General features: G+C 66.0%; 8 protein-coding genes. 3 read left to right on the plus strand and 5 right to left on the minus strand.

Annotation, left to right across the window (positions count from 1 at the left end; all coding sequences use genetic code 11):
• Positions 1-203 precede the first annotated feature (203 nt).
• From BMX36_RS13255 to BMX36_RS13270, 4 genes are all read right to left on the minus strand, one after another.
• Positions 204-1,883, minus strand: a complete 1,680-nt coding sequence (locus BMX36_RS13255; protein WP_305825947.1) for an arylsulfatase — start codon at positions 1,881-1,883, stop codon at positions 204-206.
• Between the two features lie 150 nt (positions 1,884-2,033).
• Positions 2,034-2,972 carry a TauD/TfdA dioxygenase family protein gene (locus BMX36_RS13260; protein WP_066778388.1) on the minus strand — a complete coding sequence of 313 codons (939 nt, stop codon included), beginning with the start codon at positions 2,970-2,972 and terminating at the stop codon, positions 2,034-2,036.
• 11 nt (positions 2,973-2,983) lie between these two features.
• Complete coding sequence (locus BMX36_RS13265) at positions 2,984-4,387, minus strand: MFS transporter (RefSeq protein WP_093066105.1); 1,404 nt, start codon at positions 4,385-4,387, stop codon at positions 2,984-2,986.
• Between the two features lie 2 nt (positions 4,388-4,389).
• Entirely contained in the window at positions 4,390-6,756 is a 2,367-nt protein-coding gene (locus BMX36_RS13270) for a TonB-dependent receptor (RefSeq protein WP_256210796.1), read from the minus strand.
• Positions 6,757-7,726: 970 nt separating this feature from the next.
• Here BMX36_RS13270 and BMX36_RS13275 point away from each other — a divergent pair.
• Positions 7,727-10,741: a TonB-dependent receptor gene (locus tag BMX36_RS13275; RefSeq protein WP_093066423.1), complete on the plus strand. Its 3,015-nt coding sequence runs from the start codon at positions 7,727-7,729 to the stop codon at positions 10,739-10,741.
• A 204-nt stretch (positions 10,742-10,945) separates the two neighbouring features.
• Here the strand turns inward: BMX36_RS13275 and BMX36_RS13280 are convergent, their stop codons facing one another.
• A complete protein-coding gene (locus BMX36_RS13280; RefSeq protein WP_256210797.1) occupies positions 10,946-12,169 on the minus strand; it encodes a class I SAM-dependent methyltransferase in 1,224 nt (407 codons plus the stop codon).
• A gap of 164 nt (positions 12,170-12,333) precedes the next feature.
• Here BMX36_RS13280 and BMX36_RS13285 point away from each other — a divergent pair, with 164 nt between their 5' ends.
• Both BMX36_RS13285 and BMX36_RS13290 read left to right on the plus strand, forming a co-directional pair.
• The gene (locus BMX36_RS13285; RefSeq protein ID WP_218142168.1) at positions 12,334-14,982 is read left to right on the plus strand and encodes a hybrid sensor histidine kinase/response regulator; all 2,649 of its coding nucleotides are present in this window, start codon (positions 12,334-12,336) and stop codon (positions 14,980-14,982) included.
• Positions 14,979-15,704: a response regulator gene (locus tag BMX36_RS13290; protein ID WP_093066109.1), complete on the plus strand. Its 726-nt coding sequence runs from the start codon at positions 14,979-14,981 to the stop codon at positions 15,702-15,704. The genes BMX36_RS13285 and BMX36_RS13290 overlap by 4 nt, the downstream gene beginning before the upstream one ends.
• Positions 15,705-15,740 lie beyond the last annotated feature (36 nt).

Below are 15,740 nucleotides of genomic sequence, written 5' to 3' on the forward strand. Positions count from 1 at the left end.
GTTTGCGGCCCGGTGGATGCCGGGACGGGCCCGGCATGACGCGGAAAGTTTTGCGGCGCTCTCGGCCTGCGCCGAGACCCTGCCTGTGCACGCGATGGCTCAAGGTTTGCGAGCCGGTCGATGCCGGGACGAGCCCAGTGACCACGGACGTTTCGTCCGGCGTCCGGCGCCACTGGATTATCTCATGCCTCGCTTGGCGCGGGTCACGGGAAGCGAGGAGCGGTTGAGGGCATCACGACGCCCGTCTCCTTGCTATACTGGTCCCAGGCGGCAACCAGCGCCTTGACCCGGCCCGGCTCCTGTCCGGCGAGATCGCGCGTTTCGCCCGGATCGGTTGCAATGTTGAACAATTGCCAGCCTTGCCCGAGGTCGACCAATTTCCAGTCGCCCTGACGTAGCGCGCGACGGCCGAACAGCTCACTGCCGATCGCTTCCTCGGGCGCGTGGACGCGCTCGGCGCGGCCGTCGAGATAGGGCTTCCAGCTTGCGCCGCGGACCGCACGTACGGCACGCCCGTCATGGCTTGCCCCGCGCCACTCACCCCCGGCCGCCTCCACAAGAGTCGGCAGCACGTCCATGACGTTGCCATAAACATTGCTGATGCCCGTGCGCGCCGAGCCGGGCCAGCGGATGAACGCCGCGACGCGCGTGCCGCCCTCCGTCGTCAGCCCCTTGTAAAGAAAGGATGGCGCGGTCGCCGCCTGTGCCCAGCCGGGGCCGTAGCCGATGTACGATGTCGCCTTGCCGAAATTCTCCAGCCGGTTGTCCGCGGCGGAAACCCGGGCCTTGAACTCCGGGTTCTCGCTGCGGGCGAGATCGGTGCCCTCCGCGCCATTGTCCGAGGTGAACAGGATGATGGTGTTATCATATTGGCCGGTCGCCTTGAGATGCGCGATCACGCGCCCGACGCTGCGGTCCATCCGCTCGACCATTGCGGCATAGATTTCCATGGCGCGCACCTGCCTCGCCTGCTCCTCGCCGGTCAGTTCGCGCCACGACAGGCCGGGCTTGAACAGCGGATCGTGCGCGCTGGTATCCGGCGGCACGAGCCCGAGCGACTTCAGACGCGCAAGTCGCTGCTGCCGCAGCGCCTCGAACCCGGCAGCGTAGCGGCCCTTGTAACGGTCCAGATCCTCGTCGGGCACCTGCAGCGGCCAGTGCGGCGCGGTGAAGGTGAGGTAGCCGAAAAATGGCCGGCCGGTGTCGCCTGCCTTCAGAAATTCGATGAGGTGATCGGCATAGGCATCGGAGGAGTAGAATCCTGCCGGCAGCGATGCGAGCTGCTGGCCATCCTGCCAATAGGTGGTGCCCCTCGCCGCGGGACTGCTGGCGATGTCCTTGCCAAAGTGATTGCCGCCGCCCTGCGCCAGATCGAAGCTGCGATCGAAGCCGCGCCGGGCGGGCTGCTGATCGGCGGTGGTGCCGAGGTGCCACTTGCCCGACATCAGCGTCGCATAGCCAAGCCCGCGCAGCCGATCCGCGAGCGTGGCAACGTCGTTCGGCAGATGGCCCTCATAGCCGGGCTGGCCACGCTGATTGGGCGCCAGCAGTTCGGCCATGCTGCCATGGCCGGCAAGGTGATTGTCTGTGCCCGACAACATCATCGACCGGGTCGGCGAACAGGTCGGTGCGGTATGGAAGCCGGTGAGGCGCAGGCCCTCATGCGCGATGGCGTCAAGATTGGGCGTGCGGATTTCGCCGCCAAAGGCACCAAGATCGGAAAAGCCGAGATCGTCGGCGACGATGACGAGGATGTTTGGCTGCCTGGCCGGCTGCGGTGCCGGCGCGGCCGGGGCGGCCCGGGGCCGGGCCATGGCCTCAGCGCCAAGGTTGGCGGTGATCAGCGCGGTGCTGGCGGCAAGCAGCTTCATCCAGTTCGTCATTCGTGATGTCCCCTGTTTCTTCCTGTCACCCCGGACCTGACCCGGGATCCATGGTGCGCCGCGCGCTTCGGCCCACAACGAGGCACAGCACGCGCGGCGCCATGAACCCCGGCGCAAGGCCGGGGTGACGATCGTGTGTGCGGCGAACTGCTATTCCGCCGCTTCCAGCTGCACCTGGATGACCGGCTCCGGCTTGATCACCCGGCTGGGCCGGCCGTCGATCCCCACCGGCACCTCGCCGGCGATGGTCGCGCGGCGGAGCAGGCGGCGCTGCTTGCCGAAGTCCGCCACCGCGCGATGCTGCGTCGCCCGATTGTCCCAGATCGCCACGTCGCCGGGCTGCCAGCGCCAGCGCACGGTGTTTTCCGGCTTGGTGATGTGATCCTGCAGCAGGCTGAACAATCTGGCGAAATCGTCGCGGTTGATGCCGACGAAGGATTTCACGAAATTGCCGAGCAGCAGCACGCGCTCGCCCGTCTCGGGATGGACGTGGACCACGGGATGCTCGGTTTCGTACACCACGGAGGCGAACACGTCGCGGTGCCGCTTGATCTGATCGGAGGTCGCCTCCGGCCGGCTGGCGGCATAGTCATAGGCATTGGTGTGGACGGCGCGCAGATTGTCGGCGAGCGCCTTCAGCGGCTCGGGCAGTTCATCATAAGCCGTGGCGCCGTTGGCCCAGGTCGTGTCGCCGCCGGATGGCGGAATGATGATCGACCGCAGGATCGAGGCTTCGGGGAAAGCCGGCAAGAAGGTGATGTCGGTATGCCAGGACGACGCCGCCTCGCCTTCCTTGGAGTTCAGCTCCAGCAGGAATTGCGATCCTTCGGCGACCGGCACCGTCGGGTGAGCGAGCGGCTTGCCGAGCCGGCCGGCGAACGCTTCATGGCTTTCGTCGTCGAGATGGCCCTGGTTCCGGAAGAAGATCACCTTGTGCTCGACCAGCGCGGCGCGGATTGCCGCAATGGTGAGGTCGTCGAGGTCGCCGCCGAGGCGAACGCCGCGGATTTCCGCGCCGATGCGGCCGCCGACCGGCGCGATGTCGAGTTCGATGCCGGTGGTGACACGTTCTTTCAGGTCTACACTCATCTCACTTCTCCTCATGCAACGTTGGTTGGGACGGTGGGGGTGGCGCGGCGCGCATCGAGCGCGCGGCGGATGTCGGCATGGCGCGCCTCGTCGAGCGGGAAGCGCCAGATGATCGATGCGGCGATGACGTGGGCGATCGCGGGGCCGAGCGCGAAGACGTATTTCAGCGCCTCCAGTGCCTCGGGCGCATTGCCGCCCCTGGCCGAGAAGCCGAGCCAGGCGACCAGCGGCAGCGCGATACCCGCGCCGATCGCCGGCCCGGCCTTGGCGGACAGGCTGAAGACGGAGAAGAACAGCCCGGTGCGGTTGTGCCCGGTGCGCAACTCGTGCGCGTCGGCCACGTCGGCGACCATTGCGCGCAGCATCAGATTGCCCGAGCCCTGCGTCAGCCCCTGCGCGATCGTCAGCGCCAGCAGCAGCGGCAGCATGCCGGGGAACACGAACAGCAGCCCGAGATTGATCGCCGCCTGCGCCAGTTCGCCGGCAATGGCGGTGCGGCGCTTGCCCCAGCGGCGGCCGATCGCCAGCCAGATCGGCCCCGCAGCCACGCCGAACAGGAACTGCAACAGGTACAGCCCGCTCGCCCAGGTCGGCAGGCCCATATAGTGCACGGCGAAGAACACGATCAGCCCGGCGCGCACCGACTGCCCGGCGGTAACGGCGGCGTCCGAGGCGAGCACGCGCAGCAGCAGGCGATCGCGCACGATCAGCGTGGTGGTGCGCCAGAAGCCGTCCGACGCGGGCTCCTGCGCGGGGCGCGGCGGCTCTGGCAGCGCAGTGAGCGTCAGCAGGAGCGCCGGCAGCAACGTCAGCAGCGTAAAGCCGCCGACGATCTGCATCTTCAGCGCGATGTCGTCCGGGCGGAACTGTTCCAGGATCGTCGGGATGACCAAAACCAGCAGCAGCCCGATCGCGCGCAGCGTGCCCTGATAGGTCACCACGCGCGTGCGCTCATGATATTGCCCCGACAACTCCCCGCCCCAGGCGGAGAAGGGCACTTCGATCATCGACCAGCCGGCGTAGAAGACGAACAGGACAAGGCCGAGATACAGCGCCGACGGCGCGACCGGGGGGAAGAACAGCAAGGCGGCGCCCAGCCCGAAGGCGAGCCCGCCCGCCGCGATCCACGGCCGGCGCCGGCCCCAGCGGGTGCGAGTGCGATCGCTGAGCGCGCCGACGATCGGGTCGGACGCCACGTCCCACAATCGCCCGATCAGGAACACCAGCCCGATCGCCGCGAGCGACAGGCCATAGTGCGTCGCGTAGAGCTGCGGCACGAACAGCGCGAGCGGCAGGCCCGCGCCGGCAATCGGGATCGCCAGCGACCCGAACGCGATCAGCCTGCCTGCGGGCAGGCCGCGATCGATGCGCGTCGCGCGGGCCTGCTCAAACGCGTCGAATGCGAGCGTCGCCATCGTCAGATCCTCGTCCGGAGGGTGACGCCGATCGTTCGCGGATCACCGAGGATCGCGGTGACGAGGCCGTAATTGACCACGCTCAGCGTCTGGAAATAGTTCTTGTCGAACAGGTTGCGCGCCCAGACCGACAGGTCGAGCCGCCCGTCATCCACCTTCACGCCGAGACGCGCGTTGACGATCCCATAGCCGGGGACGAGCGCGTAGCGGCTGTTGCTGGCGGCGGTGTAATATTCCGACCGGTACGACCAATCGGCATGGGCATAGGCCTGGAGCCGGTCGTTCACCGGTGCCTGAAGGTCGGTGCCGAGCGAGGCGGACCATTTCGGCACGCCAGCCAGCGTCGCGCCGGTCAGGTCCTTCAGCTGGCCGTTCGGCAGCTCCTCCACCGGCGCCGGGCCACCGGCATAATCGCGATAGGTCGCATCGGTGTAGGACAGGGCGCCGGTGAAGCTGGCGTAATCGTTCGCCTGCCACGCCACATCGCCCTCGAACCCGCGGCTGCGCACGCTGGGGATATTGGCGATGTAGTTGATGTAATTGTTGGTGCCGATCACCTGCTGGACGATGGTCGTCTGGTAATCGGTGACATCGGTCCAGTAAGCGGCGAGGTTGAACGTCACCGTCCGGTTCAGCCACTGCGACTTCAGCCCGATTTCGTAATTGTCGACGCTTTCGGGATCGATCGCGGGGTCCACGCCGGCGGGTACGTTGGTGAGGTTCAGCCCCTGCGACTTGGTGCCACGCGACCAGGTGGCATAGGTCAGCACATCATCGGCCGGTTTCCAGCCGAGCGTCAGCAGCCAGGAGAAGCTGTCGTCCTTCGCCTCGACGCTGTAGCTCTGCTGCGGCGCAAGGGCGTTGCGGATCGCCTGAGCGCGTGCCGCCTGCGCGGCGGTCAGCCCCGCAAACGAGGGGCCGGCGACCTGCGCCGAGCGATACGAGCCCCATTTGTCCTCATGCGTGAAGCGTAGGCCCGCCGTCAGATCGAGCGCGGGGGTGATGTGCCAGGTGCCCTGGCCGAACGCGGCGAGGCTGCGGGTGTGGGGATCGGATTGCGAGCGCGAGAGGAAGCCGTCGGTCGCGGCGCTCGCCACGGCGAATGCATCGGTCGGATACAGCGCAAGCGCAGCGTCGGACCCCCATTCGCTGGTGCCTTTGCCGAGCACCTTCTGCCAGAAATAATAGCCGCCGATGACCCAGTCGACCGCGTTCGACCCGTTGGAGCCAAGCCGCAGTTCCTGGCTGAACTGACGCTGGAAATTCTGCTGCTGGCTTTGCAGCTGGACTGAGCGCGCGGTGTAGTCGCTGTCGTTGCCCGGATACCAGTTCCACTTGCGCGACGCGGTGATCGAGGTGAGCGTGACCGGGCCGAGATCCCAATTTACCTCGCCAGACACGCCCCAGGTGTTCATGTTCGCCTGGAAGCGCGAATTGGCATCGGTGCGCCGCGCGAATGGATCGAGCGGCAAGGGCGTGTAGCCGAGCCGTGCGAAGCGCTGGATGAAGTTGTTGGCGATTGGCGCGCCATTGTCATAGCTGGCGAAGGCGCTGACCGGCAGGTTGATGCAGCATTCCTGCGTCTGCTTGGAATAGTCGCCGATCAGTCGCACCGTGAGACCGGGGGCGAATTCGGCATATACCTGGCCGCGTGCGGTGAAATTGTCGTAATCGTGTACCCAGCGACGCGTGGTGTAATTGTAGATGAAGCCATCGCGGTGGGTGTCCGCAATGCTGAGCCGCGCGCCGACGCCATCGCCGATCGGCCCGCTCACCGATCCGCGCACCTGGTGATAGCCCCAGTCGCCGATCGTCGCCTCCCCGCGAAACTCGGGCGCATCGCTGGGCAGGCGCGAGGTGATGTTGATCGCGCCGGCGGTGGTATTCTTGCCAAACAACGTGCCCTGGGGGCCGCGCAGCACCTCGATCCGATCAAGGTCAACGAGGTCGAACTGGCTCTGCCCGACACGCCCGTAATAGACGTTGTCGATATACATGCCGACGCCATTCTCGATGCCGTCGTTGGTCAGCGCGACGTTGGAGCCGAGCCCGCGAATGTTGATGTTGGTGTTGCGCGGATTGAAGCTGAACACCTGAAGCGACGGCACGGTCTGCTGCACCTGATCGAGGCGGTAATCGCCGCGCTGCGCGATCTGCTCTCCGCTGACGACGCTGAGCGCGATCGGCACGTCCTGCGCGCGTTCCTCGCGCCGGCGGGCGGTGACGACGATTTCGGCTTCGGCGGCCGGGACATCCGCCTCGGGCGCGGCGACGGTGCTTCCAGTTGTAATGCCATCGGCGGCCGGCTCGGCAAACCGCGCCTGTGCGGCTGCTGCGAACGGCATGCTCACCGCCGCGGCGGTGGCCATCAACAGGTTCCGAAAACGATAGACGTGCGTCGTCACTGCCTGGAAGTCCTTTCCATGCCCTGGGTGCTTCGAGATTCGTTCGACCTTCAGCAGGCGCGCGGCGCCGCCCGCGCTGCCGAACCAGCAGCACGTGCCTGTGGCCGGCTCCGTCCCCTGGACGGCGACCGAGCCTTCAGATCAGCCTGAACCGCCTCTTTTCAGCGGAGGTGCCGCGCTGCCCGGGGGCGGCGGATCGTGACCGTGGTTCCTCGTCATCGCGCTTCTGTTCGCCCTTTGTTGAACAGGCGCCATGGCGCGCTGCGACTCAATACCTACTCTTTCGATGGGAATTAGAAAAGAAGAGATTGTTGCTTGTGGCGAAGGCATGCTTCTGGCGACCACGCGCTGTGCCGAGTTCGATCAGGCAAAGGCTTTTGACCCGTAAGCCGGGGAGCATCGGTTCCGGCCGCGAGTGTCGTGGGCGGCGCGCCGAGCGGACGGTTCCGATGCCCGTGCGTGTCATGGCTCTTGCAGTGCCAAGCCGAACGAGCAGCGGGCCGTAGCGCGGTGCCAGCGGCGCTACATGAAGATGGAGAGGGTTCGAGCGTTTAGCGGTTCGGGATTTCGGGTTTCGGGATTTCGGGGCTTCGGGATTTCGGGCGCGCTCGATCGGCGCCCTGGCATCTTCATGTGCAACACCCCTAGCAACGATGGGGAGGGATATTGGCAACGCGTCGGTACGCTGAACAAGCATCAAACAAATCGGCGTTCTTCAAAAAGCAAACTACGTTCTAATTTGTCTGTGTAGTCGATGTCACTGCACATCACACCTAGCTGCCCGCTGGCTGGAACGCGTTACAGTTTATTTAATTGCTACGTAAAACACGAATGTTTCAAAAACAATTTGACGCAAGCAACTAAGCGTCACAAGATCCGATCCGGGCTTATCTAGATCGGCATCAGCCGGCAGTGAGGGCCCGGGAGGATGCTGATGAGAAAGTTCGAATTGTTCGGAGCCACTGCGCTCGCGCTCGTTCTCGGCTATTCAGCGCCAGCGCAGGCGCAGGCGCAGGCGCAGGCGCAGGCGCAGGCGCAGACGCAAGCGCAAACGCCGGCGGCAACAGGGGCGGCAACACAGGCGGCTTCGCAGGCGGCCACACAGGCGCAATCGGCGCGCGACCAGGACAGCGGCTACCTTGCCGACATCGTCGTCACGGCGCAGCGTCAGTCCCAGACCCTGCAGGAGGTGCCGATCGCGGTGAGTGCCTTTTCGGCCGCCGCGCTTGAATCGCAGCAGATCGACAATGCTTCGGATCTTCAGCTGACCTTGCCCAACGTCACCTTCTCGAAAGGCAATTTCTCGGGGTCCAGCTTCACGATCCGCGGCATCGGCGACCTGTGCGTGGGCATTTCGTGCGACCAGGCAACGGCCATCCACCTCAACGGTTCGCCCCTGCTGGCGACCCGCATCTTCGAAACCGAATATTTCGATCTTGAACGCGTCGAGGTGCTTCGCGGACCTCAGGGCACCCTGTTTGGCCGCTCGGCATCATCGGGCGTGGTCAATTTCATCAGCGCCAAGCCGCGAACGGACAAGTTCATGGCGTCGGCCGAGGCGGAATATGGCAATTACGATTCCATTCGCGCCAAGGCGATGGTGAACATCCCGCTGGGCGAGACTTTGGCCGTTCGCGTCGCCGGATTCTACCTCAATCGCGACGGCTATACGCTCAACACCTTCGACAACAGCCGTATCGACGGGCGCGACATGTATTCGGTACGCGGCTCGATCCGCTGGGAGCCTTCGGTTGATACGACGGTCGACCTGCTCGCTTCCTATTTCCGGGAGGACGACAATCGCCTGCGCATCCAGAAGCAATTGTGTCAGACCGATCCGACCGGCGTTCTGGGCTGCCTCGCCAATCGCCGCGACGCCGGGCGCACCAACACCAACTCGACCTTCACCGGCACGCTGGGCAGCCGCGAGTTCCTGTCGATCGCCTTTGCCAATCCCACGCTTGGCAATGCCCTGGGGCTAGGCAGCCTCTACGGGCCGGATGCCTATGCCGGAAACCCGGTGCTGAGCGATCCGCGCGAAGTCTATACCGCGTTCAACCCCACCTATAAAACCGACGAGCTGACGGTGCAGGGGCGGATCGAACATAATTTCGGGCCGGTAAGGGCGCAGCTGACCGGTTTCTACCATGAAACGTCGGTGGATTCGTCGCAGGACTATAACCTGGGCGTCAGCAATCGCGCGTTGCTCCAGCCGACGCTCAACACGCTGGCCGCGGCGGCGGCGGGCGGTATTCCGACCCTGCCAGCGGCCTATTTCCAGCCAATCGCGCAGGCGATCATTCCCAATGGGCCGCAGGGCGATCTGTGTACCTCGCTGCCGGAAAAGTCCGGGCTTGGCGTCTATGGCGGGTTCGGCCGGTGCGGCCCGATCCCCAACGCTTATGACCGTTCGGTCCAGCGGACGCGCGACTGGTCTGCCGAGGCGATCATCTCGTCCGACTTCGACGGCCTGTTCAACTTCCTGCTCGGCGGCATCTATGTCGACGGGAAGATCCGCGACGGCGATTATTACGTGAACGCGTTCGCGATCGACTATGTGACCGGCATTCTGGGGAGCGTCGGCGCGCTCGGCGCCGGCCGACCGCCGGAATTTTCGGCGACGCCGTTCTTCCGCAGCAACACCGATCTGTTCCGGCTGAAATCCTATGGTATCTTTGGCGAAACCTACTTCCAGTTCACGGACAGCCTGAAGCTGACGCTCGGCGCGCGGTACAACAACGACAAGAAGTTCGTCCGTTCGCGCTCCACCCTGGCGAGCTTCGCCGTGCCCTATACGCAGACGGGCAGCGCGTTCGATGCGCCGCGCGCCGCGCTGTATGACGCCGATCCCGTCGTGCCCGGCATCCAGGACTATGCCGTGCGCAATCGTACCTTTGACGAGATCACCGGCCGCGCCGTCGTCGACTACAAGGTCACGGAAGACAATCTGCTCTATGCCTCCTACTCGCGCGGCTACAAATCGGGCGGCTTCAACCCGCCGGTGCAGGTGCCGGGCCTGACGGTGCCCGACGCGTTCCAGCCGGAAATCATCAGCGCATTCGAGGTTGGTTCGAAGAATACCTTCGCCGATGGCAAATTCACCCTGAACCTCACCGGTTTTTACTACAAGTACAAGGGGTTGCAGCTCAGCCGCATTGTCGCGCGCACGTCAATCAACGACAATATCGACGCCGACATCTGGGGTGTGGAAGCCGAATCGTCGCTGCGCCCGGGTGAGGGCTGGGTCGTGAACTTCGGGGCTAGCTACCTGAACACCAAGGTGACGTCGGATGCCCCGTTCATCAACCAGCGCGACGTGTCCGGCGGCAATCCCGATACGGTCATCATCAAGGACATCGGCAACGCATCGAACTGCGTTGTTCGCGCCAACACCGGTGGAGCAGCGGCGGCGCAGGCGTTTGTTGCCGGCGTCAACTCCGCGCTCGGCCTGCGCGGGCCGCAGGCCTTCCCGTCGGACGCCAATGTCGGCGCGGCGACGGGCGCGTTCGGCCTGTGTTCGGTGCTGACCGGCGCGGCGGCAAATACCGCCGGCGCGATTTCGGTGCTCGAAGGCATCGGCGTCAGCCTGAAGGGCAATGAGCTGCCCCAGGCACCGGTGGTGAAGTTCTCCGCCGGTGTGCAGAAGACCTTCGACTTCGCCAACGGCATGACCCTCGTTCCGCGGTTCGACCTCACTTACACGGGCGAAAGCTACGGCAACATCTTCAACGGCCGGATCAACCGGATCGAGGGTTACGAACAGGCCAATGCGCAGATCCAGCTGAACGGGGCGGACGAGCGCTGGTTCGTGCGCGGCTTTATCCAGAACATCTTCGACAATAGCGCGACCACGGGCCTGTACCTGACCGACCAGTCCTCCGGCCTGTTCACCAACATCTTCACGCTGGAACCCCGCCGGTACGGCGTGGCGGCAGGGTTCAAGTTCTGATGGACAAGGCCCGCCCGATCGCGCGCCACCCTTCGTTCCACGCGCGGGCGCCCGGTTCGGCGGGCGTGAGGCAGGGGAACCAGAGGATCAACTGACCCTCCTTGCATCCGCTCCCGGCAGTAATCGTATCGCACGGGGGCGGATGCAGTTTTTTCCCGACAGGACACGGATCGCTGTCGCGCCGCTCTGCTGACGTCGGATCCGCTACGGGCGCGCTTCCAGCACCATGTTGAAGGGGGTTTCGGTTGCCCGGCGCACGCGGGTGAAGCCCGCTTCCTGCAGCACATCGCGCAGCCGTGCTTCGCCGGCCTGAGCGCCGAGGCCAAGGCCCACCTCCTGCGCCAGCGAGCCGGGCGTGCAGATCATGGTGGACGCGGCATAATATAGGCGGCCCACCGGATTGAGGTTTGCGGCGAGATTGTCCCCCGCCAGCGGCTCCACGATCATCCATGCGCCATCCGGCGCCAGCGCCTCGCGCACGTGACGCGCCGCGCCGACCGGATCGCCCATGTCGTGAAGCGCATCGAAAATCGTCACCAGATCATAGCCATCGCCCGGGAAATCCTTGGCGGTAGCCGTTTCGAACCGCGCGCGGCCGTCCAGCCCCGAACGTGCGGCCGCCGCGCGCGCCTGGGTGATCGATTCCTGGTGATAGTCGAAGCCGGTGATCTGCGATTGCGGAAAGGCCTGTGCCATGAGGATGGTCGAGGCACCATGGCCGCAGCCGATATCCGCAACCCGTGCGCCGGCCCGCAGCTTGTCCGTCACGCCGTCGAGCGCGGGCAGCCAGTCCTGCACCAGATGAGCGGTGTAGCCCGAGCGGAAGAAGCGCTCCACGCCGCAGAACAGGCTGGAATCATGCTCGTGCCAGCCGACGCCCTTGCCGGTGCGGAATGCCTGCTCGATCTTTTCCCGGTCAAGAAAGACCGATCCCATCGTTTCGAATGCGCCGACGAAAAAGGCTGGGCCATGCTCGTCGGCAAAGGCCATCGCCTGTTCGGGGGTGAGGGTGAAACGCTCCGATGCCGCGTCGAAATTGACATAGCCGGCGGCGGCCTGCGCGGAGAGCCATTCGCGCACATAGCGTTCGTGCGTGCCGGTCCGATCAGCGAGTTCTGCTGACGTGATCGGGCCGGCGCCGGCCATCGCCTTGTAGAGCCCGAGCCGGTCGCCAAGCAGCACCAGCGGCGCGGTGGCGGTTGCGGCGGCGTCCATAACGAGTTGATTCATGAGCGCATTCAGCCGGGTCTCATTGATGCTGGTTGGCGTTGCCTGTTGCATGACCTGTTCCTTGTGCGGAGGATGGAAGTGCGGTTGCGGGACCGCCCCGCCGGGGGCGGGGGACCAGAAACGATCAAACAGCTCGGCGAAGCGCCGATCCCAGCGGGTGAGCCGCCGATTGCCACCGGGCTGTTCGAAGTCGGGCAAGAGAGTATCTCCTTCCGAGCGCAAGCATGCGATCGGCGCATATCAGTCCGACGTCGCGGCGCGGCCTTTATTGCCACAATTGTAACAGCCTGGCCCGGAGCGCTGGAGCGGCGGCGCGGGACGCTGTATTATGGCGTTGCTTGTGGGAGGCCATGAACGCTGCAATGACCACAGGGGAAAAAAGCCGATCGCGCGGGGAAGTATTGAGCGAGGCGCCGTTCCGGCAGCTTGCCGATCACTTGCCGACCTTGTGCTTCATCGCCGATCGCGACGGGCGCATCATGTGGTGCAATCGCCGCTGGCACGATTTCACTGGTGTGCCGCGCGACGCCGATCCGGAGCGCGCATGGCCGCAGGTCCATGATCCCGTCAGCCTGCCCGATATCCGGGAACGCTGGCACGAGGCGGTGAAAAGCGGCCTTGCCGGCGACGCCGTGATCTCCATTCGGAGCGGTTCCGGCGAGTTCCGGCCGTTTTTGACCCGGGCGGAGCCAGTGCGGACACCGGAAGGCGAGATTTCCTGCTGGCTGGGCACGATGACCGACATCACCGAGCAACGGGAGGCGGAGCGAGACCAGCGCATCCTGATCGCGCTGAACGATGCGCTGCGCGACGAGCTCGACGCGGCCCGCATCGAACAGACGGTGGATGCGCTGCTCCGTGGCCACCTGGGTGTGGAGGGGATCGCCATCATCGATGTCGAGGAGGATGATGGCGCCGGCGTCGACGGCGGCATCCGCATCCCGCTGTTCACGCACGGGGCGGTGGCGGCCACTTTTCACATCCGCACCGGCACGCCGCGCGCGTGGCGGCCAACCGAGTTGCGCCTGATCGAGGAAGCCGTGGAGCGGACCTGGGCGGCGCTGGAGCGCGCGACGGCGGAACGTGCGCGCCGGGAGAGCGAGGCACGGCAGCGGGCGATCGTGGAGGCGACCCCCGAATGCGTGAAGATCGTCGCCGAGGACGGCACGCTGCTGTACATGAACGGCGCCGGCCTGCGCATGATCGATGCCGAGCCGGAGCAGGCGTCCGGCCTGCACGTGCCGGCGCTGGTGGCGGCGGACCATCGCGCGCGTTGGATGGAGCAGCACCGGCGGGTCTGCGCCGGCGAGGCGGCGGCCTGGGAGTTCGATGTCGTCGGGCTTCAGGGGAATCGCCGCCGCATGGAAACGCACGCGGTGCCGCTGCCGGCGCCGGACGGCACCATGCAGCAACTCGCCGTCACCCGCGACGTGACCGAGCGGCACGCGGCGGAGGAGCGGCTGCGCGCCAGCGAGGCCCTGCTCGCCGGCTTCATGAAGAACGCGCCAGTCGGCATGTATCTGAAGGATGCCGAAGGGCGCTACCTCATGCTCAACCCCGAAATGGCCAAGGTCTTCGGCCGCCCGATCGACGAGGTGATCGGCCGCACCGCCGCGGAACTGTTCGGCGCGGAGCAGGCGACGATGATCGCGGCGCACGATCGCCGCATCCTGGAGCGCAGGATGCCCGAACGCGTGGAGGAATTCCTGCCGGACCTCGACGCTTACGGCTGGTCGCTGGTGGTGCGCTTTCCCGTGCTGGTCGAAGGGGAACAGGCGCGCATCGGCGGGTTCGACATCGACCTTTCAGAACGCAAGCGCGCGGAAGCCGAACTCGCCCGGTCCCGCGAGATGGTGTTCCAGTCGGAAAAGCTCACGGCGTTGGGATCGCTGCTCGCCGGGGTCAGCCATGAGCTGAACAACCCGCTGTCCGTGATCCTCACCCTTTCGCAATTGCTCGAGGCGCAGGCCCAGGGCACGCCGCTGGGCGAGCGTGCCGCGAAGATCCGGGCGGCGGCGGGCCGCTGCGCCAGGATCGTGCAAAGCTTTCTCGCCATGGCGCGCCAGAAGGCGCCGGTCCGCACGCGGGTCGATGCCAACGAGCTTATCCACGCGGCGTTGGACCTGGCGAGCTACGGCCTGCGGACGGCCGGCATCGAGGTGGTGCAGCGGCTCGACCCGGCGTTGCCGCCGCTCGACGTGGACAGCGACCAGCTGAGTCAGGTGCTGCTGAACCTCATCGTCAATGCACAGCATGCGCTGGAGGAAAGCGATGGCACGCGGACGCTTGTTATCTCCACTGAAGCCGTGGGTGCCCATGGCAATGACCGCCGGCGCGGCATGGTGCGCATCACCGTTGCGGACAACGGCCCGGGCGTGCCTGCGGAAATCCGCCACCGCATCTTCGAACCGTTCTTCACCAGCAAGCCACAGGGCGTGGGGACCGGCATCGGGCTCGCCTTCAGCCTGGGCGTGGTGGAGGCGCATGGTGGCACGCTGCGACTGGTGGAGGACGCGCCGTGGCGGCAGGGCGCCTGCTTCGTCGCCGAGCTGCCCGCGGCGACCGGCGCCATGCCGAAGGTCGCAGCGCCGTCGCCGATAGTGCCGCCGAATGATCGCGCGTCCGCGCTGGTGGTGGATGACGATCGCGACGTGGGGGAGGCGCTTGCCGAGCTGCTCGCGGACGAGGGCTATGATGTCGAGCTGGCCTGTTCCGGACAGGAGGCGAAGACCCGCCTGTGCCAGCGCCGCTATGACGCGGTGCTGAGCGATCTGCGCATGCCGGACATGGACGGCCGCGCGCTGTTCGACTGGATGACCGATCAATTGCCCGACCAGCTTGCGCGGCTGGCGTTCGTGACCGGCGATACGCTGGGCGCCAGCAGCCGCAGCTTCCTGGCGCGGGCGGGAAGGCCGGTGCTGGAAAAGCCGTATGACATGGAAAGCCTGCGCGGGCTGCTCCACGCGTTGCACGCGCCCGGAAAGGCGGACGCCAGGGCAGTGTCGCCATGAGCGAAGCGACGCCGGGCGCGCATATCGCCGTCGTGGATGACGAGCCCGATCTGCGCGAGGGCGTCCGGGAATATCTGGCCGATCAGGGCTTTGCCGTCAGCGTGGCGGCGGATGGCGCGGCGCTGCGCGCGCTGATGGCCGAACGCGCGGTGGATCTGGTTCTGCTCGATGTGAACATGCCGGGCGAGGACGGCCTGTCGATCGCGCGCTATCTGCGCGACCGGGGCGGGGTGGCGATCATCATGCTGACCGCCAATCGCGACACGGTGGATCGTGTGGTCGGCCTTGAGGTGGGGGCGGACGATTATGTGCCCAAGCCGTTCGACCTGCGCGAACTGCTCGCCCGCATTCGCGCGGTGCTCCGACGTACCGCGCAGGCGCAGGCGCAAACGGCGACGCTGGCGCATGAGGTGCGCATCGGCCGCTGCCTGCTCAACCTGGACAGCCACAAGCTGTACGACCTGCAGGGCGAGGAGGTGGCGATCACCGCCATGGAATTCGATCTGCTGCGAACCTTTGTCGAGCATCCCGGGCGGGTACTGACGCGCGACCGTTTGCTTGATCTTGCCCACCAGGCGGAGATGACACCGTTCGACCGCTCCATCGACATGCGTGTTGCGCGCTTGCGGCGAAAGGTGGAGCTGGATCCGCGGTTTCCCCAGGCGCTGAAGACGGTGCGCGGTGCCGGATATATCTTCGTGCCGGCGGGTGCGACGCGCTGACCTGTTACAATCCTGACGAACATGGCGCCGGCGAGA

Origin of the sequence: Sphingomonas sp. OV641, from assembly GCF_900109205.1 — a bacterium.
Classification (GTDB): domain Bacteria; phylum Pseudomonadota; class Alphaproteobacteria; order Sphingomonadales; family Sphingomonadaceae; genus Sphingomonas.